At 72.3% G+C, this 24,197-nt stretch carries 21 protein-coding genes; 11 read left to right on the top strand and 10 right to left on the bottom strand.

Annotated features, from left to right (window positions below):
* Positions 1-237: 237 nt before the first annotated feature.
* The 7 genes from ACQPW6_RS11490 to ACQPW6_RS11460 all read left to right on the top strand — a co-directional run bounded on the left by ACQPW6_RS11490 (position 238) and on the right by ACQPW6_RS11460 (position 9,472).
* Positions 238-1,389 (top strand): Gfo/Idh/MocA family protein, encoded by a 1,152-nt coding sequence (locus tag ACQPW6_RS11490; RefSeq protein WP_433889479.1) that lies wholly within the window; start codon positions 238-240, stop codon positions 1,387-1,389.
* Complete coding sequence (locus tag ACQPW6_RS11485) at positions 1,386-2,540, top strand: dihydrodipicolinate synthase family protein (protein ID WP_433889478.1); 1,155 nt, start codon at positions 1,386-1,388, stop codon at positions 2,538-2,540. The genes ACQPW6_RS11490 and ACQPW6_RS11485 overlap by 4 nt, the downstream gene beginning before the upstream one ends.
* A gap of 26 nt (positions 2,541-2,566) precedes the next feature.
* Complete coding sequence (locus ACQPW6_RS11480; protein ID WP_433889477.1) at positions 2,567-3,406, top strand: sugar phosphate isomerase/epimerase family protein; 840 nt, start codon at positions 2,567-2,569, stop codon at positions 3,404-3,406.
* 287 nt (positions 3,407-3,693) lie between these two features.
* Entirely contained in the window at positions 3,694-5,910 is a 2,217-nt protein-coding gene (gene recD2 / locus ACQPW6_RS11475) for an SF1B family DNA helicase RecD2 (RefSeq protein ID WP_433889476.1), read from the top strand.
* A gap of 124 nt (positions 5,911-6,034) precedes the next feature.
* Positions 6,035-7,324: a citrate synthase gene (locus tag ACQPW6_RS11470; RefSeq protein WP_433889475.1), complete on the top strand. Its 1,290-nt coding sequence runs from the start codon at positions 6,035-6,037 to the stop codon at positions 7,322-7,324.
* Between the two features lie 425 nt (positions 7,325-7,749).
* Complete coding sequence (locus ACQPW6_RS11465) at positions 7,750-8,499, top strand: SDR family NAD(P)-dependent oxidoreductase (protein WP_433889474.1); 750 nt, start codon at positions 7,750-7,752, stop codon at positions 8,497-8,499.
* A 151-nt stretch (positions 8,500-8,650) separates the two neighbouring features.
* Complete coding sequence (locus ACQPW6_RS11460; RefSeq protein ID WP_433889473.1) at positions 8,651-9,472, top strand: DedA family protein; 822 nt, start codon at positions 8,651-8,653, stop codon at positions 9,470-9,472.
* A 46-nt stretch (positions 9,473-9,518) separates the two neighbouring features.
* Here ACQPW6_RS11460 and ACQPW6_RS11455 read toward each other — a convergent pair whose 3' ends face one another.
* Positions 9,519-10,154 (bottom strand): TetR/AcrR family transcriptional regulator, encoded by a 636-nt coding sequence (locus ACQPW6_RS11455; protein WP_433889472.1) that lies wholly within the window; start codon positions 10,152-10,154, stop codon positions 9,519-9,521.
* A 123-nt stretch (positions 10,155-10,277) separates the two neighbouring features.
* Here ACQPW6_RS11455 and ACQPW6_RS11450 point away from each other — a divergent pair, with 123 nt between their 5' ends.
* Complete coding sequence (locus ACQPW6_RS11450) at positions 10,278-12,512, top strand: MMPL family transporter (RefSeq protein WP_433889471.1); 2,235 nt, start codon at positions 10,278-10,280, stop codon at positions 12,510-12,512.
* 3 nt (positions 12,513-12,515) lie between these two features.
* On the opposite strand, the gene ACQPW6_RS11445 is transcribed toward ACQPW6_RS11450, so the two are convergent.
* On the bottom strand, positions 12,516-12,719 hold the full coding sequence (locus ACQPW6_RS11445) for a helix-turn-helix transcriptional regulator (protein WP_433889470.1): 204 nt from the start codon (positions 12,717-12,719) through the stop codon (positions 12,516-12,518).
* 258 nt (positions 12,720-12,977) lie between these two features.
* Between ACQPW6_RS11445 and ACQPW6_RS11440 the strand changes: the two genes are divergently transcribed.
* The 3 genes from ACQPW6_RS11440 to ACQPW6_RS11430 are packed head-to-tail and all read left to right on the top strand — an operon-like array spanning position 12,978 to position 15,716.
* Entirely contained in the window at positions 12,978-13,565 is a 588-nt protein-coding gene (locus ACQPW6_RS11440; protein ID WP_433889469.1) for a sigma-70 family RNA polymerase sigma factor, read from the top strand.
* On the top strand, positions 13,562-14,335 hold the full coding sequence (locus ACQPW6_RS11435; protein WP_433889468.1) for an anti-sigma factor: 774 nt from the start codon (positions 13,562-13,564) through the stop codon (positions 14,333-14,335). Before ACQPW6_RS11440 ends, ACQPW6_RS11435 begins: the two co-directional genes overlap by 4 nt.
* The gene (locus ACQPW6_RS11430) at positions 14,328-15,716 is read left to right on the top strand and encodes a cryptochrome/photolyase family protein (protein WP_433889467.1); all 1,389 of its coding nucleotides are present in this window, start codon (positions 14,328-14,330) and stop codon (positions 15,714-15,716) included. The genes ACQPW6_RS11435 and ACQPW6_RS11430 overlap by 8 nt, the downstream gene beginning before the upstream one ends.
* Positions 15,717-15,769: 53 nt before the next feature.
* Here ACQPW6_RS11430 and ACQPW6_RS11425 read toward each other — a convergent pair whose 3' ends face one another.
* From ACQPW6_RS11425 to ACQPW6_RS11390, 8 genes are all read right to left on the bottom strand, one after another.
* The gene (locus tag ACQPW6_RS11425) at positions 15,770-16,582 is read right to left on the bottom strand and encodes a DUF1295 domain-containing protein (RefSeq protein ID WP_433889466.1); all 813 of its coding nucleotides are present in this window, start codon (positions 16,580-16,582) and stop codon (positions 15,770-15,772) included.
* Positions 16,583-16,628: 46 nt separating this feature from the next.
* The gene (locus ACQPW6_RS11420) at positions 16,629-18,017 is read right to left on the bottom strand and encodes a class I SAM-dependent methyltransferase (protein WP_433889465.1); all 1,389 of its coding nucleotides are present in this window, start codon (positions 18,015-18,017) and stop codon (positions 16,629-16,631) included.
* Positions 18,014-18,739 (bottom strand): DUF1365 domain-containing protein, encoded by a 726-nt coding sequence (locus ACQPW6_RS11415; protein ID WP_433894502.1) that lies wholly within the window; start codon positions 18,737-18,739, stop codon positions 18,014-18,016. Before ACQPW6_RS11415 ends, ACQPW6_RS11420 begins: the two co-directional genes overlap by 4 nt.
* 98 nt (positions 18,740-18,837) lie before the next feature.
* A complete protein-coding gene (locus ACQPW6_RS11410) occupies positions 18,838-20,238 on the bottom strand; it encodes an NAD(P)/FAD-dependent oxidoreductase (RefSeq protein ID WP_433889464.1) in 1,401 nt (466 codons plus the stop codon).
* A 152-nt stretch (positions 20,239-20,390) separates the two neighbouring features.
* Entirely contained in the window at positions 20,391-21,266 is an 876-nt protein-coding gene (locus tag ACQPW6_RS11405; RefSeq protein ID WP_433889463.1) for a class II fructose-bisphosphate aldolase, read from the bottom strand.
* A gap of 327 nt (positions 21,267-21,593) precedes the next feature.
* Positions 21,594-22,517: an SIS domain-containing protein gene (locus tag ACQPW6_RS11400; RefSeq protein WP_433889462.1), complete on the bottom strand. Its 924-nt coding sequence runs from the start codon at positions 22,515-22,517 to the stop codon at positions 21,594-21,596.
* Between the two features lie 206 nt (positions 22,518-22,723).
* The gene (locus tag ACQPW6_RS11395) at positions 22,724-22,945 is read right to left on the bottom strand and encodes a hypothetical protein (RefSeq protein ID WP_433889461.1); all 222 of its coding nucleotides are present in this window, start codon (positions 22,943-22,945) and stop codon (positions 22,724-22,726) included.
* A complete protein-coding gene (locus ACQPW6_RS11390) occupies positions 22,942-23,625 on the bottom strand; it encodes a hypothetical protein (protein ID WP_433889460.1) in 684 nt (227 codons plus the stop codon). The genes ACQPW6_RS11395 and ACQPW6_RS11390 overlap by 4 nt, the downstream gene beginning before the upstream one ends.
* Between the last annotated feature and the right edge of the window lie 572 nt (positions 23,626-24,197).

The following is a 24,197-nucleotide window of genomic DNA, read 5'->3' as shown; positions in this document are numbered from 1 at the left end:
AGGGGCTGCGGCCCGGTGCGGCACGCGACGCGAGCCGCACCGGCCGTGGCTCATGCTCTCACCCCGGGGCGGGGGCGGGGAGCGCCGCAGCCAGGTCGCACAGCGTGGCAAGCGCTTGCCATCGGCGCCAGGCACGCCCTTGCCGGATTTGCCGTGCACGGGCTAGCGTGACCGGAAAGAAAGCGCTTGCTATCCAGCTTGCCGCCGAGCACCGAATCGTTGAAGCGAGGACTCCACGTGACACGCAGGACAGTGCGGATCGCCATGAACGGCGTCACCGGACGGATGGGCTACCGGCAGCATCTGGTCCGCTCCATCCTGAGCCTGCGCGAGCAGGGCGGCCTCGACCTCGGCGACGGCACCGTGCTGTGGCCGGAGCCGGTGCTCGTCGGCAGGCGCGAGCACGCGCTGCGCGCCATCGCCGAGCAGCACGGCATCGAGCACTGGTCCACCGACCTGGACGCGGTGCTCGCCGACCCCGCAGTGGAGATCTACTTCGACGCGCAGGTGACCTCCGCGCGGGAGTCGGCGGTGAAGAAGGCCATCGCGGCGGGCAAGCACATCTACTGCGAGAAACCCACCGCCACCTCGCTGGAGGACGCCCTCGAACTGGCCCGGCTGGCCACCGCGGCCGGGGTCAAGCACGGCGTGGTGCAGGACAAGCTCTTCCTCCCGGGGCTGCTCAAGCTCAAGCGGCTGGTCGACTCCGGCTTCTTCGGCCGGATCCTGTCCGTGCGCGGCGAGTTCGGGTACTGGGTCTTCGAGGGCGACTGGCAGAGCGCCCAGCGGCCGTCCTGGAACTACCGCGCGGAGGACGGCGGCGGCATCGTCGTGGACATGTTCCCGCACTGGGAGTACGTGCTGCACGAGCTGTTCGGCCGGGTCAGCACCGTTCAGGCGCTCGCGACCACCCACATCCCGCAGCGCTGGGACGAGCGGAACAAGCCGTACGACGCCACCGCCGACGACGCCGCATACGGCATCTTCCAGCTCGAAGGCGGCGCCGTCGCGCAGATCAACTCCTCCTGGGCGGTGCGGGTCAACCGGGACGAGCTGGTGGAGTTCCAGGTGGACGGCACCCACGGGTCGGCCGTCGCGGGGCTGCGCGAATGCCGGGCACAGCACCGTTCGGCCACGCCCAAGCCGGTGTGGAATCCCGATCTGCCCGCCACCGAGGACTTCCGCACGCAATGGCAGCCGGTTCCGGACAACGCCGACTTCGGCAACGGCTTCAAGGTGCAGTGGGAGCTGTTCCTGCGGCATGTGGTGCTCGACGAGCCCTGGCGCTGGGACCTGCTGGCCGGTGCCCGCGGGGTGCAGCTCGCCGAGCTGGGGCTGCGGTCCTCGGCCCAGGGCCGCCGGTTCGACGTTCCGGAGCTGTCGCTGTGACCATCACGCTCCCCGACACCTCCGGCCGATCGCGCACCTATGTGCCGCGTTCGGAACCCGCCGCCTATGCGGCGAGTCTGCCGCTGCGCAGCCGGGTCGTGTACTCCGCCGCGCATGTGGTGGCCGATCCGCTGCGCACCACCGCGGACGGCCCCGCCGCCCTCGACTGGGACGCCACTCTCGCCTTCCGCCGCCATCTGTGGTCGCACGGCCTCGGGGTGGCGGAGGCGATGGACACCGCGCAGCGCGGCATGGGCCTCGACTGGGCGGGGGCGGCGGAGCTGATCCGCCGGTCCTGCGCCGAGGCGCGGTCGGTCGGCGGCCGGATCGCCTGCGGGGTGGGCACCGATCAGCTGACCGGCCCCGCGAGCACCCTCGCCGAGGTGACCGCCGCCTACGAGGAGCAGCTGGCGCTGGTGGAGGCGGCCGGCGGGCAGGCCGTCCTGATGGCGTCCCGGGCGCTGGCGGCGGTGGCCAAGGGGCCCGACGACTACCTGGAGGTGTACGGCAGGCTGCTCGCCCAGTCCACCGACCGGGTGATCCTGCACTGGCTCGGCCCGATGTTCGATCCGGCGCTGGCCGGCTACTGGGGCAGCGACGATCTGGACACCGCTACCGCGACCTTCCTCGACGTCGTCGCCGCGCATCCGGACAAGGTGGACGGCGTCAAGATCTCGCTGCTGGACGCGGGGCGCGAGGTCGAGCTGCGCCGCAGGCTGCCCGCGGCGGTGCGCTGCTACACCGGCGACGACTTCAACTACCCCGAGCTGATCGAGGGCGACCCGCGGGGCTTCAGCCACGCGCTGCTCGGCATCTTCGACCCGCTGGCGCCGCTGGCGGCGGCCGCGGTCAGCGCCCTGGACACCGGTGACAGCGCCGGCTTCCGCCGCATCCTCGACCCGACCGTCGAACTGTCCCGGCACCTGTTCGGTGCCCCGACCCGCTACTACAAGACCGGTGTCGTGCTGCTGGCCTGGCTGGCCGGCCACCAGTCGCACTTCACCATGGTCGGCGGCCTCCAGTCGGCCCGCTCGCTGCCGCATCTCGCGCGGGCGTACGAACTCGCCGACCGCGTCGGGCTGTTCCCCGACCCGGGGCTCGCCGAGGACCGGATGCGCCGGCTGCTGGCCGTGTACGGGGCGGACTCATGACCACGCGCACGGAAACGGACACAGATATGGCGGCACCCGGCGACCTCGCCCGGCTGAGCATCAACCAGGAGACCGTCAAGCAGTGGTCGCTGCCCGAGCTGGCCGAGGGCTGCGCCGCGAGCGGGGTCGGCTCGGTCGGCCTGTGGCGCGCACCGGTGCAGGAGTACGGCGTCGAGCGCGCCGCGCGCCTGATGCGGGACAGCGGGCTCACCGTGACCTCGCTGTGCCGGGGCGGCTTCTTCACCGCGGCCGAACCGGGCCCGCTGGCGGTGGCGCTCGACGACAACCGCGCGGCGATCGACGAGGCCGCGACACTGGGAACCGGCACCCTTGTGCTGGTCTCCGGCGGACTGCCCGCCGGTGACCGCGACATCGCCGGCGCGCGGGAGCGGGTCGCCGACGCGATCGGGGTCCTTGCGCCCTACGCCGCGGAGCGCGGGGTGCGGCTGGCGATCGAGCCGCTGCACCCGATGTACGCCTCCGACCGCTGCGTGGTCTCCACCCTCGGCCAGGCGCTGGACATCGCGGAGCGGTTCCCGGCCGAGCAGGTCGGGGTGGTCGTGGACACCTACCACCTGTGGTGGGACGACACGGCGCCGGCGCAGATCGCCCGCGCGGGGGAGGCCGGGCGGATCGCCTGCTTCCAGCTCGCCGACTGGGTCACCCCGCTGCCGGAGGGCGTGCTGCTGGGGCGCGGGCAGCTCGGGGACGGCTGCGTCGATCTGCGCGGGTTCCGCGAGCAGGTGGACGCGGCCGGGTATCGGGGCGCGGTGGAGGTGGAGATCTTCAGCCCCGCGCTGTGGGCCAGGGACGGGTCCGAGGTGCTGGCCGAGATCGCCGCCAGATACCGGTCGCACGTACTCTGAAAAGATCTTGAGAATTTCGGTGCTCGTACTACAACCCTTCTGCGGGGTGGTGGGTCTTACTCAACACAACGGCTCCTGGGAGGGGTTCGAGGAGCCAGTACGGAGTTACGCCCGAGGGGGGCTTCGGGGGTAGTAGGGGGGAACGTGAAAGGGGCCCGGCGCGAGCCGGGCCCCTTTCGCTTGCCCGGATCCGTCCGCCCGCCCGGAGTTATCCACAAGCCGGAAACGGGCTGTCCGTCCCAGCCGGTACCTTCGGATCAGATCGAAGCCGGGGGAGGGAGGCCGGGATGACGGACACGCGACTCGCCGTACTGGAAGGCGTACTTGAGCGGATCACGTATGCCAACGAGGACAACGGATACACCGTCGCGCGGGTGGACACCGGCCGCGGCTCGGGCGACCTGCTGACGGTGGTCGGCGCGCTGCTCGGGGCGCAGCCCGGTGAGTCCCTGCGGATGCACGGCCGCTGGGGATCCCACCCCCAGTACGGCAAGCAGTTCACGGTGGAGAACTACACGACGGTGCTGCCGGCCACGATCCAGGGGATACGCCGCTACCTGGGATCCGGGCTGATCAAGGGCATCGGACCGCGGATCGCCGAGCGCATCGTGGAGCACTTCGGCACCGACACGCTGGAGATCATCGAGGGCGAGCCCAAGCGGCTGGTCGAGGTGCCGGGCCTCGGCCCCAAGCGCACCAAGCTGATCGCCGCCGCGTGGGAGGAGCAGAAGGCGATCAAGGAGGTGATGGTCTTCCTCCAGGGGGTGGGTGTGTCCACCTCCATCGCGGTGCGGATCTACAAGAACTACGGGGACGGGTCCATCTCCGTGGTGAAGAACCAGCCCTACCGGCTGGCCTCCGAGGTCTGGGGGATCGGCTTCCTCACCGCGGACCGGCTCGCCCAGGCGGTCGGGATACCGCACGACAGCCCCGAGCGGGTCAAGGCGGGTCTCCAGTACGCCCTCTCGCAGGCCACCGACAGCGGCAACTGCTTCCTGCCCCAGGAGCGGCTGATCGCCGACGCGGTGAAGCTGCTCCAGGTCGACACCGGCCTGGTGATCGACTGCCTGGGCGCGCTGGCCGAGGAGGAGGGCGTGGTCAGGGAGAGCGTGCCGGCGGCCGACGGCGGCGATCCGGTCACGGCCGTGTACCTGGTGCCGTTCCACCGCGCGGAGATATCGCTGGCGGCGCAGGTTCTGCGGCTGCTGCGCGGCCCGGAGGACCGGCTGCCGGCCTTCCGGGACGTGGAGTGGGACAAGGCCCTGGCCTGGCTCGCGGACCGGACCGGTACCGAGCTCGCGCCCGAGCAGCAGGCGGCGGTCCGGCTGGCGCTGACCGAGAAGGTCGCCGTGCTCACCGGCGGCCCCGGCTGCGGCAAGTCCTTCACCGTGCGCTCCGTGGTGGCCCTGGCCCAGGCCAAGAAGGCCAAGGTGGTGCTCGCCGCGCCGACCGGCCGGGCCGCCAAACGGCTGGCGGAGCTCACCGGCGCCGAGGCGTCCACCGTGCACCGCCTGCTGGAGCTCAAGCCGGGCGGCGACGCGGCGTACGACAAGGACCGGCCGCTCGACGCCGACCTCGTGGTGGTCGACGAGGCGTCGATGCTGGACCTGCTGCTGGCCAACAAGCTGGTGAAGGCGGTGCCGCCCGGGGCGCACCTGCTGTTCGTCGGCGATGTGGACCAGCTGCCGAGCGTCGGCGCCGGCGAGGTGCTGCGGGATCTGCTGGCCGACGGCGGCCCGGTGCCGGCCGTCCGGCTGACCCGGATCTTCCGGCAGGCCCAGCAGTCCGGGGTGGTCACCAACGCGCACCGGATCAATTCCGGGGTGCCGCCGCTCACCCAGGGCCTGCCGGACTTCTTCCTCTTCCCCGAGGAGGACTCCGAGGAGGCGGGCCGGCTCACCGTGGACGTGGTGGCCCGGCGGATCCCGGCAAAGTTCGGCCTGGACCCGCGGCGGGACGTCCAGGTGCTGGCCCCGATGCACCGCGGCCCGGCCGGGGCCGGGGCGCTGAACGGGCTGCTCCAGCAGGCCGTCACCCCGGCCCGCCCGGACCTGCCCGAGCGCAGGTTCGGCGGCCGGATCTTCCGGGTGGGCGACAAGGTCACCCAGATCAGGAACAACTATGACAAGGGCGCCAACGGGGTCTTCAACGGCACGGTCGGCGTCGTCACCGCGCTCGACCCGGACGAGCAGCGGCTCACCGTGCACACCGACGAGGACGAGGAGATCGGATACGACTTCGACGAACTGGACGAGCTCACTCACGCCTACGCGGTGACGATCCACCGCTCGCAGGGCAGCGAGTACCCGGCCGTAGTGATCCCCGTCACCACCGGCGCCTGGATGATGCTCCAGCGCAACCTGCTTTACACCGCTGTGACCAGGGCGAAACGCCTGGTCGTGCTGGTCGGCTCGCGCCGGGCGATCGCCCAGGCGGTCCGCACGGTGTCGGCCGGCCGAAGATTCACAGCTCTCGACCACCGGCTCTCCCGGGGCGCAGAATAGGCACTCCGTGCCACTTTTCGGCCCGATGGCCGACCCCGAGTGCACGCACCAGTGCCAAATGGGGGACAGTGGACGTAGTCAGGGCACCTCGAAGAAGAGGCAACACCGTCGGTGAGGGAATGACGTGAGCGACAACTCTGTAGTACTGCGGTTTGGGGACAGCGAGCACAGCTACCCGGTGGTCGACAGCACCGTCGGCGACAAGGGTTTCGACATCGGCAAGCTGCGCGCCGACACCGGTCTGGTGACCCTGGACAGCGGTTACGGGAACACCGCGGCCTACAAGTCCGCGATCACTTTCCTTGACGGCGAGCAGGGAATTCTCCGCTACCGCGGTTACCCGATCGAGCAGCTCGCCGAACGAGGCACGTTCATCGAGACCGCCTACCTGCTGATCAACGGCGAGCTGCCGACGGTTGACCAGCTGGCGGAATTCAAGGGCGAGATCACCCAGCACACTCTTCTGCACGAAGACGTCAAACGTTTCTACGACGGCTTCCCGCGGGACGCACACCCGATGGCGATGCTGTCGTCCGTGGTCAGCGCGCTGTCCACGTTCTACCAGGACAGCCACAACCCGTTCGACCCGCAGCAGCGCCATCTGTCCACGATCCGGCTGCTCGCCAAGCTGCCGACGATCGCGGCGTACGCGTACAAGAAATCCGCCGGCCAGCCGGTGGTCTACCCGCGCAACGACCTCGGTTACGTGGAGAACTTCCTGCGCATGACGTTCTCCGTGCCGGCCGAGGAGTACGAGCTCGACCCGGTCGTGGTCAGCGCGCTGGACAAGCTGTTCATCCTGCACGCCGACCACGAGCAGAACTGCTCGACCTCCACCGTCCGGCTGGTCGGCTCCTCGCAGGCGAACCAGTTCGCCTCGATCTCGGCCGGCATCAGCGCGCTGTGGGGCCCGCTGCACGGCGGCGCCAACCAGTCGGTGCTGGAGATGCTGGAGGGCATCAAGGCCGAGGGCGGCGATGTGGACTCCTTCATCCGCCGGGTGAAGGACAAGGAAGACGGCGTGAAGCTGATGGGCTTCGGGCACCGCGTCTACAAGAACTTCGACCCGCGGGCGAAGATCATCAAGTCCGCGGCGCACGACGTGCTGTCCGCGCTGGGCAAGTCCGACGAGCTGCTGGACATCGCGCTCAAGCTCGAAGAGCACGCGCTCAGCGACGACTACTTCGTCTCCCGCAAGCTCTACCCGAACGTGGACTTCTACACCGGGCTGATCTACCGGGCGATGGGCTTCCCGACCAGCATGTTCACCGTGCTGTTCGCGATCGGCCGGCTGCCGGGCTGGATCGCCCAGTGGCACGAGATGATCAAGGAGCCCGGTTCCAGGATCGGCCGCCCGCGGCAGATCTACACCGGTGTCGTCGAGCGCGACTACATCGACGTCGAGGCCCGCTGAGCCCTCGGCTCGACGACGGGAAGTGAAGAAGCGCCCCGCGCTGGATCCCCCCACGGGTCCGGCACGGGGCGCTCCCGTCTCCCGGAACGGATCCCCCCACGGGTCCGACCGGGCGTTTGTGGCGGCTGCTGTTGCGCCGTTGCCGGGACGAAAACGGCCCGGAGGGGCCGCTCAAAGCTCCCCGGGCGTCGCCCCGGCGACGCAATCCAGGACCGTCCCCCAAGACAGTCCCTTTATACAGCCCCCCACCGGCTCCGCCGGGAGCGCGGTGCTCAAGACATAAGACCCATGAACCATCGTAAAGGTTACGCCCTGAGGCCTGTGATCTAGGTCTCTTCGTCGGGTCTGTTTTCGCAGGCTACCCCGCTCGCGACCGGCGCGGGCCGATCCCGTAGCGTGCTGTCTCTTCCCGAGGGGCGGAGCAGATGGCACAGAACGCGACGGCGGCCCGCAGCATTGTCGTCACCGGAGGCGGCACGGGCATCGGACGGGCCATTTCGACCCGCTTCGCCCAGGACGGCCATCATGTCACGATCGTCGGCCGGCGCCGCGAGGTGCTGCACGCCACCGTCGAGGAGATGCGCAGCGAGCAGGGTCTCGACGTGACCCCGGTGGTCTGCGACCTGGCCGACCCCGACGACGTGGAGGCGGCGCTGCCGCACCTTCCCGAGCGGGTGGACGTCCTGGTGAACAACGCCGGCAGCCGCGAGCTGGCGGTCGGCACCGGGCCGCACGGGCTGCTGGCCCGCTGGCGGGGCGACTTCGAGCGCAATGTGCTGACCGCGGTGCTGCTGACCGAGTCGCTGCGGGACCGGTTCACCACCGACAACGGCCGGGTGGTCACCGTGACCTCGGTGGCGGCGCTGCGCGGCGGCGGCTCCTACGGGGCCTCCAAGGCCGCCCTGCACGCCTGGAACCACTCGCTCGCCGCCCAGCTCGGTCCGCAGGGGGTCACCTGCAACATCGTGGCGCCAGGCACGGTGGCCGGCACCGAGTTCTTCGGCTCCCGGCTCAACGACGCCGAACTGACCCGGCGGGCCGGCCGCACGCTGGTGGGACGGGTCGGCCGCCCTGCCGACGTGGCCGCGGCGGTGCTCTTCCTGGCCTCGACCGAGGCGGGCTTCATCACCGGCGAGATCCTGCAGTGCAACGGCGGCGAACTGCTCGGCCGCTAGTGCCGTACTCCCGTGGGTGTAGGACCGCAGGATGACCTTGAACGCGCCTTCCCGGGCATTTCCCTGATCCGCCGGTAAACCCGCTTGCCGATCGGCCCCGACCGCTGTCAGCGTGGAATCCGGGGACGAGGGCGGGAAGAGGGGCGGTGGAATGGACGTTGCACTAGGCGTGCAGTCACTTGACTTCACCTCGGGTCTCGCTGAGTACCTGCGAGGTGGACACGTCTTCTGGGCGTACGCGCTGCTGGCCGCGACGACGGCACCGCCGCTCGTGCCCAACTCCGTGCTGCTCGTGACCGGCGGGGTGATGGCGGCCGAGGGCCGTCTCGACCTGGCCCTGGTGCTGCTCGTGGTGGCGGCCAGCGCGGTGGTCGGCGACCTGCTCATCCATCGCACCGGCCGCGCGGTCAGCGGGCGGGTGCTGCGCCGGATGGAACGCAAGCCCCGGCAGGCGGCGCTGCTGAATTGGGCCGCTCTGCGGATACAGCGGCACGGAGTGCCGTTTGTCATCGGAGTCCGGTTTCTGCCCAGCGGCCGGGTGATCGGCGGGCTGGCGGCAGGTGTCGTACGCTACCCGGCCCGTCGTTACGCGATAGGCGCGGGCGTGGCCGAGGCCGTCTGGGCCACGTATTCGGTGGGCGCCGGCTACCTCAGCGGCCGGGCCGCCTCGAACTCGCTCTACGCCGTCTCCCTGGGCATGGGCATATCCCTGCTGGTGGCCGGGGCCGGCACGGCGGCGCAGTGGGTCTCACGGACCCGCGAGCGCCGGCAGCAGCGCGCGTCCGGCGGGGCGGCCAGGCCGTCGGCCGTGGTCCGCGCCTCGGTGGTCGCGCCGGCCGTGGTGCCGGCCGACGACGGCCCGCCGATTCCGCCGCCGGCGGTGCAGGCGCCACCGGAAGAGGGCACGGAGAGGTTCATCTGCTCGATGACATCCATGACGGGGCGCGGCGACAGGCCGCGCCCTTTTTCATGAGCGGCGACGGCCGTTCAGCCGCGGGCCGCCGCGGCGTGATCGCCGTTCACGGCGATGCCACCGGCACCGCGCCGGTGCCGACATACGGCGCGAGATAGCGGTAGAGCATGCCCTTCAGCTCCCGCGTGTAGGCGGCCTTGTCGGCCTCTTTCCCGCTCTGCACCATCAGGTCCACGCCTGCCTTGAACATCGCGAACGACATCTCCGCGATCAGGTGGCGCTCCAGCCCGGTCAGCGCCGGCTGACGGATCCCGATCAGGTCGGCGATGCTCTGCTGGAGCCCGGCGTGCAGCTCGTCGTGGTCCTCGGCGACCTTGCCCGGCGCGTCCGGCCCCTTGATCAAGGCGAGGAAGGCCGGGTTGGCGGTGTTGAACTCGATGAACGGATCGCACACCGCGTCGATCATCTCGTCCAGCGGCAGCCGGGCGTTCTCCTCGGTGAAGACCCGGCCGTGGGCCGACTCCATCGCCTGAACGAGCTGGCTGCCCAGCTCCACCGCGATGGCTTCCTTGTTCGGGAAGAACTGGTAGAGCGTGCCCGGTGACACGCCCGCCTCGCGGGCGATGGCGTTGGTGCTGGACGCCGTGTAGCCGACCGTGCAGAAGACCGTCGCGGCAGCTTGCAGCAGCTGGCTGATGCGCCGTTCTCCGCGGGCCTGGCGGCGGCGCGGCTTCTCGTCCACCTCGGACACATTAGCTCCCAGGGAGGATTGACAAACGCGAGAGCTCGCTCGCATTCTAGTTATGCGAGCGGATGCTCGTGTTTCGATTCTACGTCGTGCTACGGGGGAGAGGACACCTCTGCCATGCCCAATGTCAACCGCGTGGACCGGGTCGGAGGCTGGACGCGGGCCGTCACGGCGCGGCCCCGGCTGACCCTGCTGCTCGCGCTGCTGTTCACCGCCCTCGCCGTGGTCGCGGGCAACGGGGTGGCGGACCGGTTGTCCAGCGGCGGCTGGGCGGCGCCGGACTCGCAGTCCTCCTACGCCACCGCGGCGCTGGCCGAGCACTTTCCGGCCTCGCAGCCGAATCTGGTGCTGCTGGTGGACGGCCGCGGCGCGGGTGTGGACACCCCGGCGGTGGCCGCGCAGGCCGAGCAACTGGCCCAGAGGCTCGGCGCCGACCCGGCGGTGTCCGGGGTGACCTCTTACTGGAGCACGCACGCGCCGGAGCTGCGGGCCAAGGACGGCGGCTCGGCGATGATCACCGCTAGGCTGCGCGGCGACGACAACGCGGTGGCCGACGAGGCGAAACGGATGGCGCCCGCCTACCGCGGCGACCACGGCCCGGTGCGGGTGAAGGTCGGCGGCACCGCCGCGGTGCAGAACGAGCTGCAGTCCACCATCCAGGACGATCTGGTGCGGGCCGAGCTGATCGCGGTGCCGATCACCCTGCTGCTGCTCGTCATGGTGTTCGGCAGCGCGATCGCCGCCCTGCTGCCGTTGGGCATCGGCATCGTGGCGATCCTGGGCACCAGCGCGGTGCTGCGGGCGATCACCGGGTTCACCGATGTCTCGGTCTTCGCGGAGAACCTGACGACCGCGCTCGGTCTCGGCCTGGCCATCGACTACGCGCTGTTCATCGTGCGCAGGTTCCGCGAGGAGCTGGTGCCGGGGGTCAGCCCGCGGTCGGCGGTGGCGGTGACGTTGCGCACCGCCGGCCGGACGGTGCTGTTCTCGGCGCTCACCGTGGCCGCCTCGCTGTCGGCCATGCTGGTCTTCCCGATGTACTTCCTGCGCTCCTTCGCCTACGCCGGGATCGCCGTGGTGCTGCTGGCGGCCGGCGCCGCGCTGGTGCTGCTGCCGGCCGCCCTGGTGCTGCTCGGACAGCGGGTCAACGCGCTGGATCTGCGCAAGGCGCTGCGGCGGCGGAGCCGCCGGGAGCGGTCAGCGGAGCCGGGGGCCGGGTACGCCAGGGTCGCGCGGCTGGTGATGCGCCGGGCACCGCTGTTCGCCATCGGCGCGATCGCGGCCCTGCTGCTGCTCGGACTGCCCTTCCTCCAGGTGCGGTTCGGCAGTGCGGACGACCGGCAGCTGCCCACGGCGGCCGAGTCGCATGTGGTGCAGCAGGACATCAGGCAGGAGTACCCCGGCAGCCCGAGCGGGGCGATCACGGTGTTCGCCGAGGGCGCCGACCGGTCCCAGCTGGCCGCCTACCAGAAGCGGGTGGCGGCGCTGCCCGGCGTGGTGCGGGTCGAGGGCCCGTTCACCGCCGCCGGTGACCGCGACGGCTATGTGACCGTGCTGCCCAAGGGCGAGGCGGTGGATTCCGGCACCCAGTCCCTGGTGCGGGACATCCGGGCCACGCCCGCGGGCTTCCGCACGTCGGTGACCGGTCAGGCCGCGGTGCTGGTGGACTCCAAACACGCCATCGGGGAACGGCTGCCATGGGCCGCCGGGATCATCGCCCTGGTCACGCTGCTGCTGGTGTTCCTGCTCACCGGCAGCGTGCTGATCCCGCTCCAGGCCATCGCGCTCAACGCGCTCAGCCTGACGGCGATGTTCGGCGCGGTGGTCTGGGTGTTCCAGGACGGCCATCTGTCCGGGCTGCTGTCCTTCACCGCGACCGGCAGTATCGAGACCACGCTGCCGGTGCTGATGTTCTGCGTGGCCTTCGGGCTGTCGATGGACTACGGGGTGTTCCTGCTGTCCCGGATCAAGGAGGAGTACGACAGGACCGGTGACCACAGGGCGTCCATCGTCTTCGGCCTGCAGCGCACCGGCGGGCTGATCTCGGCGGCGGCCGTCATCCTGGCGGTGGTGATGGTCGCGATCGGCACCTCGCGGGTGGCCAACACCAAGATGCTCGGCCTGGGTATCGCGCTCGCGGTGCTGATGGACGCCATGGTGATCAGGACCCTGCTGGTCCCCGCGGTGATGCGGCTGACCGGGCGGGCGACGTGGTGGGCGCCGCCGGTGCTGCGCAGGTTCCACGAGCGGTTCGGCATAGCCGAGGGCGGCGCGGGCGAGGCGGCCCCGGACGGCACGGAGGCCCCGGACGCCGATGGGCGTCGGGACCTCGAGCCGGCCGGCAGGGACTGAGGCTCAGTCCGGATCCCGGCGGCCGCGGTTTCCCGGTCGCCGGGCGCTCCAGGCCCTGATGGTGTCGGCGTACCAGAGCGGCTTGGCGCCCTCCACATGGTCGGGCGGCGGAAGGTGCCCGTGTTTGCGGTACGAGCGTACGGTGTCCACCTGGACGCGGATGTGTGCGGCGATCTCGGCGTAGGACCAAAGCGTCCGGTCGGTCATCGGGACCTCCAAGCGACGGGGGCTGGTGATCAGCACCCTCGTCCGGCCAACGACCCGCGAACGACGGCCGCATGGGCTTGTTGATCTTCTGTTACCCGGAACCCGCGTAACGGTGACAAACGTGGCCAATGGGTGACAAGGGGTCGGGCGGCGCGGCGACCCGGCAGGAAACGCGGGTTGCGGGCAATCCGTCCCCGTTCCCGCTACGAATGTCCCGTGGAGACTCGCGTGGGCGGGTCAGGACGGAATGGATCGCAGATGAGGGAAGCCGTACGCCTGGACAGTGCCGCCGGGGCCGGCGGTCCTGACCTCAAGGAACTGGTCGCCGCGGTGGCCAAGGGCGACCAGGACGCCTTCGGCCGGGTCTACGACGCGGTCGCCGGACCGGTGCTCGGCCTGGTGCGATCCGTGCTGCGCGATCCCGCGCAGTCCGAGGAGGTGGCCCAGGAGGTGCTGGTCGAGATCTGGCAGACCGCCGCCCGCTACCAGCCGAACCGGGGCGGGGTGATGACCTGGGTGATGATGCTGGCGCACCGGCGGGCGGTGGACCGGGTCCGCTCCGCGCAGGCGTCCTCCGACCGGGAGCAGAAGGCGGCGCTGCTGGACCGGACGCCCGCCTTCGACGAGGTCTCCGAGCAGGTCGAGAGCAGGCTCGAACGCGAGCAGGTCAGGCGCTGCATGCGCACCCTGACCGAACTCCAGCGCGAGTCGGTCACCCTCGCCTACTACCGCGGCCTCACCTACCGGGAGGTCGCCGAGCTGCTGGCGACACCGCTCGGCACCGTCAAGACCCGCCTGCGGGACGGCCTCATCCGGTTGCGCGACTGCCTGGGAGTGATCGTATGAGCACCGCCGAGCTGCACACCCTGACCGGCGCCTACGCCGTACACGCACTGTCCGACCGGGAACGTGCCGAGTTCGAGCAGCACCTGGCCGACTGCCCGGCCTGTGAGCAGGAGGTACGAGAACTGTCCGCGACCGCCGACCGGCTGGCACTGGCCGCCTCCGTGGTGCCGCCGCCGCAGCTGAAGGAGCAGGTGCTGCGCCGGATCAGCACCGTACGCCAGGATCCGCCCACCGTCCCGGCCGGCCGGGACCGGCGGGCGGGCGGCGACCGGCCCGGGCTGCTGCGCCGGCTGCCGCGCTTCGTGCTGGCGGCCTGCCTGGCCGGCGCGGTGGCGCTGGGCGGTGTGGCCGTCTGGCAGCACCAGCAGGCCGACGACGCCAGGCAGCGGGCCAGCCGGGCCGAGCAGTCGGCGACGGCGCTGTCGCAGGTGCTGGCCGCGCCGGACGCGCGGAGCAGCACCAGCAGGCTCGCCGACGGTTCGAGCGCGACCGTGGTGGTGTCCCAGCACCTGGGCAAGGCCGCGTTCCTGGCCAGCGGGATGGCCGGGCTGCCCTCGGGGCGGACCTACCAGCTCTGGTACGACGACGCCGGCACCATGCGGCCCGCCGGTCTGATGGACCCGAGGAGCCCCGATCAGGCGGTGGTGCTGGCCGGCCCGGTGGAGGCGGCGTCCGGGGTGGGCGTCACCGTGGAGCCGGCCGGCGGGTCCGCCCATCCCACCAGTGATCCGGTGGCCCTGCTGAAGTTCCCGGGGGCGCCCCGTGCCTGAGACGGATGTCGCCGTCGCGCTGTTCACCTCCGACCTGCGGGTGCACGACAACCCCGTGCTGGCCTCAGCCGTCGCCGCGGGCCGCCGGGTGGTGCCGCTGTTCGTGGTGGACAGCGGGATCGCGGGTGCGGGATTCGCGGTGCCGAACCGGGCCGCGTTCCTCGCCGAGACGCTGGCCGACCTCGACGGGGCGTTGCGGGAACGCGGCGGGCGGCTGGTGGTGCGGCGCGGCGCGGTGGCCGAGGTGGTCGGCCGGGTGGTCCGGGACACCGGCGCCGGCCAGGTGCACCTGGCCGCCGGGGTGAGCGGCTACGCCGCGCGCCGCGAGGAGCTGCTGCGCAAGGAGCTGGCCGGGTCGGGCTGCGAGCTGGTGGTGCACGACGCGGTGGTCACCGCACTGCCGCCCGGTGCCGTCACCCCCGCGGACCGCGACCACTTCGCGGTGTTCACCCCGTACCTCCGCCGCTGGAGCGCCGAGCGGATCAGGCCGACCAGGCTCACCCCGCGGCAGATGAACGTACCCGGCGAGGCGGCCGGCGACCCGCTGCCGTCGGCGGCCGACCTCACGGGACCCGGCGGCGGCAGCCCGTCACCGGGGCTGCCGCGCGGTGGTGAGACGGCGGGCCGCAAGCTGTCCGCCGCGTGGCGCCGCACCCTGATGGCCGACTACGAGGAGCAGCACGACGACCTGGCCGGCGACGACACCTCGCGGTTGTCGCCGTATCTGCACTTCGGCTGCGTCTCACCGGCCGAACTGGTGCGGCAGGGACGGGAGGCGGAGGGGCCGGGGGCGGAGGCGTTCGTCCGGCAGCTGGCCTGGCGGGACTTCCACCACCAGGTGCTCGCCGCCCGCCCCGAGGCGGCCCACCGCGACTACCGCAACCGGGGCGACCGCTGGCGCACCGCGCCCGAGGAGGTGGCGGCCTGGCGGGAGGGCCGCACCGGATACCCGATCGTGGACGCGGGCATGCGGCAGATGCTGCACGAGGGCTGGATGCACAACAGGGCCCGGCTGCTGGCGGCGAGCTTCCTCACCAAGACGCTGTACGTGGACTGGCGGGTCGGCGCCCGGCACTTCCTGGACCTGCTGGTGGACGGCGACATCGCCAACAACCAGCTCAACTGGCAGTGGGCGGCCGGCACCGGTACCGACACCCGGCCCAACCGGGTGCTCAACCCGCTGCTCCAGGCGTCCCGTTTCGACCCGGACGGCGACTACGTACGGCGCTGGGTGCCCGAGCTGGCCGGGCTGCCGGGCCGGGCGGTGCACCAGCCGTGGAAGCTCCGCGGGCTGGACCGGGCGCGTTACGACTACCCGGACCCGATCGTGGGCCTCGCCGACGCGCACGCCCGGTTCGTCCGCGCCCGGGGCCTGGACTGACGACGCCTCACTCGCACGCCGCACGCCGCACACCCCCGCCCCGCGCTCGCGCCTCACACCTTGCGCGGCGGCCGGGGGAAGAAACCACTCGTCCGGGCCACGTACTCGCGATAGCCGGGCCGGTCCGCCATGTGCCGTTCCAGCAGGGCCTTCCCGCTGCCCCGCGTCAGCAGGAAGGTCATGATCAGCGGCCCGGCCACCCCGAGGGCCACCGGCTGCCAGCTCCCGGCGTCGCAGGCCAGCAGGAACAGCCCCCACCACACGCAGAAGTCGCCGAAGTAGTTGGGGTGCCGGGTCCAGGACCACAGCCCGCGGTCCATCACCTGGCCTTTGTGTGCAGGATCGGCCTTGAACCGGGCCAGTTGCCAGTCGCCGACCGCCTCGAAGACCAGCCCCAGCGCCCACAGCGCCGTCCCGACTACGGCCGCGGGACCCAGCGCGCCCGGTGCGTAGCAGGCCGCCTGCACCGGCAGCGACACCACCCACACCAGCGCGCCTTGCAGCAGGTAGACCGTGCGGAACGCGTAGGCGTTGCGCGAGCCGGAGCCCGCCTTGGCCAGCATCTTGTCGTACCGGGGATCCTCGCCGTGCCCCCGGCCGCGCCAGGCGATGTGCCCGGCCAGCCGCAGCCCCCACACCACCGTGAGGGCCGTGACCAGCAGCCGCCGGCCGTCGTCGCCGTGGCCCGAGGACAGGGCGTAGGAGGTGACCGCCACCGCGGCGAACGCCAGGCCCCAGGCCACGTCCACCACCCGGTGCATCCCCTTGGCCACCGCGACCGCGAAGGTCAGCAGCATGACGGTGAGGGCGGCGCCGAGCGAGGCCGCGAGACCGCCGCAGAAGGCGGCCCACGGGAAACCGTTCATCCGGTGCCTCCAGAGGTCGGTCCGGCGGCAACCGCAGGGGGCACGCTCACCGCTCCGCACCCGCCCCGGTCGAGGCGCCGGCCAGGACGAACTGCCGCACATCCAGGTACCCGGACCTGAACCCGGCCTCCGAATAGGCCAGGTAGAAGGTCCACAGCCGCCGGAAGACCGCGTCGAAACCGAGCGCCTCGACCTCCGGCGCGGCCTGCTCGAAGCGTTCCCGCCACAGCCGCAGGGTCTCCGCGTAGTGCGCCCCGAAGGCGTCGGCCGCGACGATCCGCAGCCCGGTGCCGGCCGCGCACACCTCCTCGATCGCCTCGGCCGAGGGGATGTCGCCGCCGGGGAAGACGTACTTGTGGATCCAGGTGAACGTGGAGCGGGTGGCGAGCATCCGGTCGTGCGGCATGGTGATCGCCTGGAGCGCGATCCGGCCGCCGGGCGCGAGCCGCTGCTCCAGCGTGCTGAAGTACACCGGCCAGAACTCGCGGCCGACCGCCTCGATCATCTCGACGCTGACCACCGCGTCATACGAGCCGGTCACCTCGCGGTAGTCGCACAGCCGCACCTCCACCCGGTCCTCCAGGCCGGCCGCCGCGATCCGCCGCCGGGCCAGCTGCTGCTGCTCGCGCGAGAGGGTGACGGTCGTCACGTGCGCGCCGCGGGCCGCCGCGCGCAGCGCCAGCTCGCCCCACCCGGTGCCGACTTCGAGCAGCCGGGTGCCGGCACCGACCCGGGCCGCGTCGAGCAGCAGGTCGATCTTGCGGTGCTGGGCGGCGGGCAGCGTGTGCTCCGCGGCGGGGAAGCCGCGGAAGACGGCCGCGGAGTACGACATGGTCTGGTCGAGGAAGAGCGCGAACAGGTCGTTGGACAGGTCGTAGTGGCGCTGGATGTTCTGCCGCGCGCCGTGCCGGGTGTTGCGCTGCGCGGTGGGCTTGCGGCGGGCCCACATCCCGCGCAGCCGTTGCAGGGACGGCGGGATCAGGGTGCTGACGTTGCCGGCGAGGACGGTCAGCACGCCGGTCAGGTCGTCCGCGGTCCACTCGCCCGCCAGGTAGGACTCGCCGAAGCCGATCAGGCCGTCGGCGCCGATCCGCCGGAAGAACGAGTCCGGCTCGATGACGTGCAGCAGCGGGCCGCCGGCGCCGAGGGTCCGGCCGCCGCCGGGACCGTCGAGCCGTACCCGCAGCGGCAGCCGGTCCAGCGCCCGGCTCACCAGGGAGCGGGCGACTGCGGTGCGCGCGGGCGACGAGCGGGGCAGCACCGCCACGTCCGGCCAGCGCTTCGGGTCCACCGCCGTCCGCGGCAGCGCCACCCCGGCCGAGGGGGCGCCGCCGGGGTCGGGCGCCGGCCCACCGGAGCCGGGCGCCGGGGCGGAGACGGAGACAGCGGAGACGGGCGAGGCGGGCGAAGCAGGCGAAGTGGACGACAGGGTCAACGCAATCCCTCCTGGAGGTCGTGCCGGGGACGTGGCCGGACGGGAAGTCCGCGCATATATAGGACTGCCCCGTGGAGCCGGATCCCTGCCGAGACCATGAGCGTGGACCACGGATGGCGGACCGCGGCCCGCAGCAGACCGGCCGTGCTGGCCGGCTGCCGCCGCCCGCTGACGGTCGCGGTGAACGGCGTGCCGCCCTCACGGTCGAGCCGGACGGTCAGTGACAGCCGCTCGCCGGGGGCCGGCAGCCGCATCCGGTAGTCGCCGTCCACCGGGAAGAACGGGGAGACGTAGAACTCCTTGGCGGTGTCGGCCCGCCCGCGTTCGTCGGGGTGCAGCAGGTAGCAGTGCCGTTCGCCGTAGGTGTTGTGCACCTCGGCGACCACCTCGCGGGGGGTGCCGTCGGCGTCGTGGCACCAGTACACCGTCAGCGGGTTGAAGACATGGCCGAGCACCCGGGCGTGCGCCAGCATCAGCACCCGACCCGTCACCGGCTCGGCGCCGCGCGCGGCCAGGAAGCGGTCGAGCCCGGCCCTGATACTGGGCGCGCCGCCGCCGAAGTGGTCACGGGACCGGAACCCGGCCAGCGGGCGCAGCAGCCGGGGCAGCCGCGGCAGACGGTCCACGTCCACCAGCCACAGGTAGGTGCGGAACCTGAAGGAGTGCCGCACCGGGCCGGTACGGGCGTGGCCGATCACGCAGTCGTAGAGCGCGGGCACCACCTGACCCGTCGCCGCCGGCTCGTTCACCGCCGGCTCCGGAGCCGGCGGCCCCTTCACGGAGGGCCTCTTCACAGCTGGCCCGTTCACCGCCGGCCCGTTCACCACGACACCCCCAGCGCGCCGGCCGCCGCCGCGCCCGACCGGCAGCCGTCCTCGTGGAAGCCCCACCCGTGGTATGCCCCCGCGTAGGCGATCACCGGCCCGTTCAGGGACGGCAGCCGGCGCTGGGCGGCCACCGATTCCGGGGTGTACTGCGGGTGCGCGTAGTCCATCCTGGCCAGCACGCGGGAGTCGGCGACGCGCTCGGCGCCGTTCAGCGTCACCACGTACGTCTCCGCCCCCGGCAGCCGCTGCAACCGGGTCATGTCATAGCTGACCAGCACGTTTCCCGCGTCGGCCGAGCAGGACGGCAGCAGGTGGTTCCAGGACGCGCGGGCGCCGGACGCGCGCGGCAGCAGGCTCGTGTCGGTGTGCAGCAACGCGGGGTTGGCGGTGTAGCGGAACGCGCCGAGTACCTCGCGCTCGGCCGCGGTCGGCTCGGCGAGCAGCCGCAGCGCCTGGTCGGGGTGGACGGCGACCACGGCCGCGTCGAACCGCTCCACCGTGCCGTCCCCGGTGCCGAGTTCGGCGCCGCCGCCGGGCAGCCGGCGCAGCGAGTGCACGGGCGTGGAGGTGCGGACCGCGGCCAGCTGCTTGGTGACGCGCTCCACGTAGCTGCGCGAACCGCCGGTGATCGTGCGCCAGACGGGCGAGCCGCCGACCGAGAGCATGCCGTGGTGGTCCATGAACCGGAACAGGTAGCGGGCCGGGAAGTCCAGGGCGGTGGCGGGGGAGCAGGACCAGACGGCGGAGACCAGCGGGGTCATGAAGTGGGCGGTGAAGTAGGCGGAGAAGCCGCCGCGGACCAGGAACGCGCGGAGCGTGGAGTCGTCACCCGCCTCCCGCTCGGTGTCCGCCGCGAGCAGCCGGCGGGCCGCCCGGTGGAACGCGGTGACCTCGAGGAGCATCCGCAGGTACCGCGGGCGCAGCGCGTTGCGCGGCTGCGCGAACAGCCCGCGCGGGCCGAGCGCGCCCGCGTACTCCAGGCCGCAGCCCTCGCACCGCACCGACATGCTCATCTCCGACTCCTGCGTGGCCACGTCGAGTTCGCGCAGCAGCCGGAGCAGATACGGGTAGGTGCGGGCGTTGTGCACGATGAAGCCGGAGTCGACCCGCAGCGGGTTGCCGCCGGCCGGGTCGGCGATGTCGTGGGTGTGGGCGTGGCCGCCGACCCGGTCGTCGGCCTCGAAGAGGGTGACGTCGGCCGAGCGGCACAGCACGTGGGCGGCGGTCAGCCCGGCTATGCCGCTGCCGATCACCGCGATCCGGCGCCGGCCGTACGGTTCCCGGTCGTCGTGCCGGTCGCTGTGCCGATCGTCGTGCCGGTCGTCCTTCCGGCTGTCCGGCGGCCCGTCGTCCCCTACCTGCCCGGGCCCGGACGGTGGTGCTGCGCCCGCCATGCCCTACCTCCCGCAGCGCGTGGTCAGCGGCCGCCGGTGGGCGGCCCTCACTGATCATTCGTCGCGGCGGGGAACGCGGATTGGTCCGTGGCGGCCGGGCGTGGGAGGCGGTGGCGGCCGGACACCGGACATGGGATGCCGGACGCCGTCCGCTACGCGGTACGGCCGGCGCCCTGCCCGCCGCCGGTCGGCCGGCCCGCGACGACCTCCAGCAGATGGCCGGCCGCACCGGCCATCGCCTCCCGCGCCGCCCGCAGATAGCGCCGCGGGTCCACCACGGCCGGATCGGCGCCGAGGCGCTCGCGGACGGCGCCGGTGAAGGCGATGTTCAGCGCCGTGCCGATGTTGACCTTGGCCATGCCGGCCGCGACCGCCGCCCGCAGCTCCTCGTCGGGCACCCCTGAGGAGCCGTGCAGCACCAGCGGCACCGGTACGGCGTCCCGCAGCCGGGCGATCAGCTCGTGGTCGAGCCGCGCGGTGCGCTCGGTCATCGCGTGCGAGCTGCCGACGGCGACGGCGAGCGCGTCGACGCCGGTCGCGGCGGTGAAGGCGGCGGCCTCGGCCGGCTCGGTACGGACCCCGGGGGCGTGGGCGCCGTCCTTGCCGCCGACCTCGCCGAGCTCGGCCTCGACCCAGACGTCCCGGGCGTGCGCCCACCGCACCATCCGCGCGGTGGCGGCGACGTTCTGCTCGTAGGGCAGCTTCGAGGCGTCGAACATCACCGAGCGGACGCCGGCCGCGACCCCGGCCCGCAGCAGGTCCTCGCTCTCGACGTGGTCCAGGTGGACGGCCGCCGGCACCCCGGCCGCGTGGGCCAGCGCCGCCACCGCGGCGAGCAGCGGCTCGGGCCGCCCGCCGTGGAAGGCCACCGCGTTCTCGCTCACCTGGAGGATCACCGGCAGCCCGGCGGCCTCGGCGGCGGTGATGATCGCCTCCGCGTGCTCAAGGGTGATCACGTTGAACGCGGCCACGCCGTGCCCGCCGGCGCGGGCGGCGGTCACGAGTTCTGCGGTTACGGCGGCAGTCATGGGGTCCTCGCAAAAGGCGGGTGCGGCGGGTCGGACGGCGGTGGCCGGTCGGACGGCGGTCGCCGCGTGGCGGTCGGACGGTGCTGGCGACGTGAAGGCCGTGCCGGGTCGGACGGTTGTGGCGGGTCGGACGGCGCCGGCGACGTCGTGGCCGTGGCGGGTTCTCGGTGGTCCCGCCACGGCGGATACGGCGGATCGGGCAGCCGCCCCCGCGGCGACACGGCGATCGGGCCGCGCCGTTCAGCGGTCCGCCCGGTGGTCACGACGGCGGGTGCCGCGGTCGCGGCGGGTGCGGACGGCCGTGGACGCGGTACCGGCGCGGCTGCGTCAGGGGAGGACGACCGACCGGGTCAGGTTGCGGGGGCGGTCCGGATCGAAGCCGCGGCGCTCCGCGATGGCCACCGCGAGCCGCTGCGCGCGGATCAGGTCGGCCAGCGGGTCGGTGTCCGGCCGCGCCTCCAGCGTGCCGCCGACCGCGGCGACGTCCTCGGCCAGCCCGGGCGGCAGTTCGCCGAACGCCCAGACGACGCGGCCGGGCCCGGTGATGCTGACGGGGCCGTGCCGGTACTCCATCGCCGGGTAGCTCTCGGTCCAGGCGCCCGCCGCCTCGCGCATCTTCAGCGCGGCCTCCTGCGCGAGGCCGTAGGTCCAGCCGGTGCCCAGGAAGGTGAACTGCTCGGCCGCGGGCAGCGCGGCGGGGAGCTCGCCGGTGACGGCCTCGCGGGCGTCGGCGACCGCGCCGCGCAGGTCGTGGCCGTGGTGGGCGCGCAGCAGCGCGAGCACGGTGGTGGCGAACCTGGTCTGTACGACGGACTCCTCGTCGGCGAAGTCCAGCACCACGACCTCGTCGGCGGCCTTCATCACCGGAGTGCGCGGATCGGCGGTGACGGCCGTGACCGGCACGCCGGCCGCGCGCAGCCGCTCGCAGGCGAGCAGTACCTCGGTGGTGGTGCCGGACCGGGTAATCGCCAGCACCCGGTCGTAGCTGCGGCCGAACGGGAACTCCGACGCGGCGAACGCGTCGGTCTCGCCGCGCCCGCCGGCCCCGGACGGCGACCCGGCCCCGGCGCCGGCCTGCTCGCGCAGCGCCGCGTACGACTGGGCCATGAACCACGAGGTGCCGCAGCCGATCACCGCGACCCGTTCGCCGTCCCGCGGCAGCTTCGCCGCCTCGGCCGGAGCCAGTTCTGCCGCCCGCTGCCAGCAGTCGGGCTGGGTGGCGATCTCGGCGGTGGTCAGCGAGGCGGGCATGCGGGCTCCTCAGGACGGCGGGCGGTTGCGCGGACCGGCACGGCGCCACGCCAGAACGGCGCTGTGCGGTGCGGCTCAGTGCAGTGCGATTGTCAGTGTAGATGATTGATTCTGCTCAAAACGAGCCCGCATCGAGCAGATTCACGCACACACCCTGCCCATGGGACGACGCAGCCGCGACGCCCCAGCGCCGCGGCTCCCTCGCCTCACTCCCGTCCGGCCGCCTGTTCCGACCGGGCCGCGACCCGGTCGAGCAGCTCGTCCAGGTCGTACTGCGCCCTGCCGGGGCTGCCGTAGCGGGTGATCTTCCCGCGGCTGGCCCATTTCCTTATCGTCGCCTCCGACACCCCCGCGGCCAGGGCCGCGAGCTGCGTGGGGACCAGCCGGCTTCTGCCCCTGCTGCTTCTGTTGCGCGGTGAAGGATTCATGAGCGGCCGCCCCGGGTCGTCGGGGACTGCTCGGTCTGCTTCTGCTGCGCCTGCTTCTGCGACTGCTTCTGTTGGGACTGCTTCTGCTGGATCTGCCGGGACAGCAGCAGCCACTGGTGCGGCTGCCAGCTGTGCCCGGCCGTGCAGCTCACCTCACGGCTGCGCAGGCCCTCGCGCGGCGCGGCCGGCGCCGTCGTCATGACCGCGTCGCAGTCCGAGCGCACGCACTGGCCGAGGTCGATGCGCAACGACGGCTGGGTGTAGGCCGACCGCCTGGCGTGGTGGGACAGCTCGGAGATCTCCGCCGCGAAGTCCGCCGCCGTGTGGTGGGCCAGCAGCCAGTTGAGGTGCGTGACCAGGAAGTCCGCGAGCACGCCCGGACTGCGGTGCGCCGGTCTGGTGACCGAGCGCTCGTCGGCGACCATGGCCGCCCACGAGGCGAGGAAGCCGACGATGCTCGACCGGGCGCTGATCGCGCCCTCGTCCAGCCTGATACCGGGCGACTGCCGGCTGCCGCTGACCCGTTGCATGGTCGGATTGCGCTTCGGGTGCAGTGCGGACTCGCAGTCGTCGTAGATCTCCGGCAGCTCCATCAGATTGGCCTTGAGATCGTGGTAGCACGAGGTGCAGAGCCGCAGCCCGGGGGCCGCGGTGCGACGAGGTCGCGTGCCGTGCGGCATGCTGCCGCATTTCTGTCCCACACATAAAGATGAATTCATGTCGTCACCTGAAGGTCATGATGTCGGAAGGGTGGCTGTCGCAGAGCGAACTCGCTGTTCATCCGGACGACCGGGCAGGTGTGCACCCGTCAGGCAGAACCTGCCGAGGGCGTCGTCCGTGCAGGACGGGACGCCTCGGCGGTGTCTGGCCTCTTATCGGACAGCGCTGATGGCAGGCATCGGCATCGGCGCCGCCGTGTGGTCCGGAATCTTTCGACGTACCTTTCGACGTACTTTGCAGGCACAGGGAATTACCGGAGCTGACTTCTGCGAGCACATGGCTCATGGCTCATCGTGAACGGCCGGCGGAGTCGAACCCGGCCGTGTGTGATCCGGCGAGCTGTCACGCTCGCGGCTGCGCTGACCTCAGTCGGGTCGGCAGCGGCTGGCCCGCGAAGGGACCTGCTGACGGGCGTGCCCTGAGGTGACCGACTCATCGGGCGTGCCTGACCGGTCCTGCCCTGAGGGCGAGGATACCGGTGGCTGGAAACGCCCCGGTGACCGTGGTGAGTCCTGTTGGGTCTGTCGCGTTA

Origin of the sequence: Streptomyces sp. CA-111067, from assembly GCF_050956065.1 — a bacterium.
Lineage (GTDB): Bacteria > Actinomycetota > Actinomycetes > Streptomycetales > Streptomycetaceae > Actinacidiphila.
The sequence above is the reverse complement of the archived record's forward strand: the minus strand, read 5'-3'. Positions and strand labels throughout refer to the sequence as shown.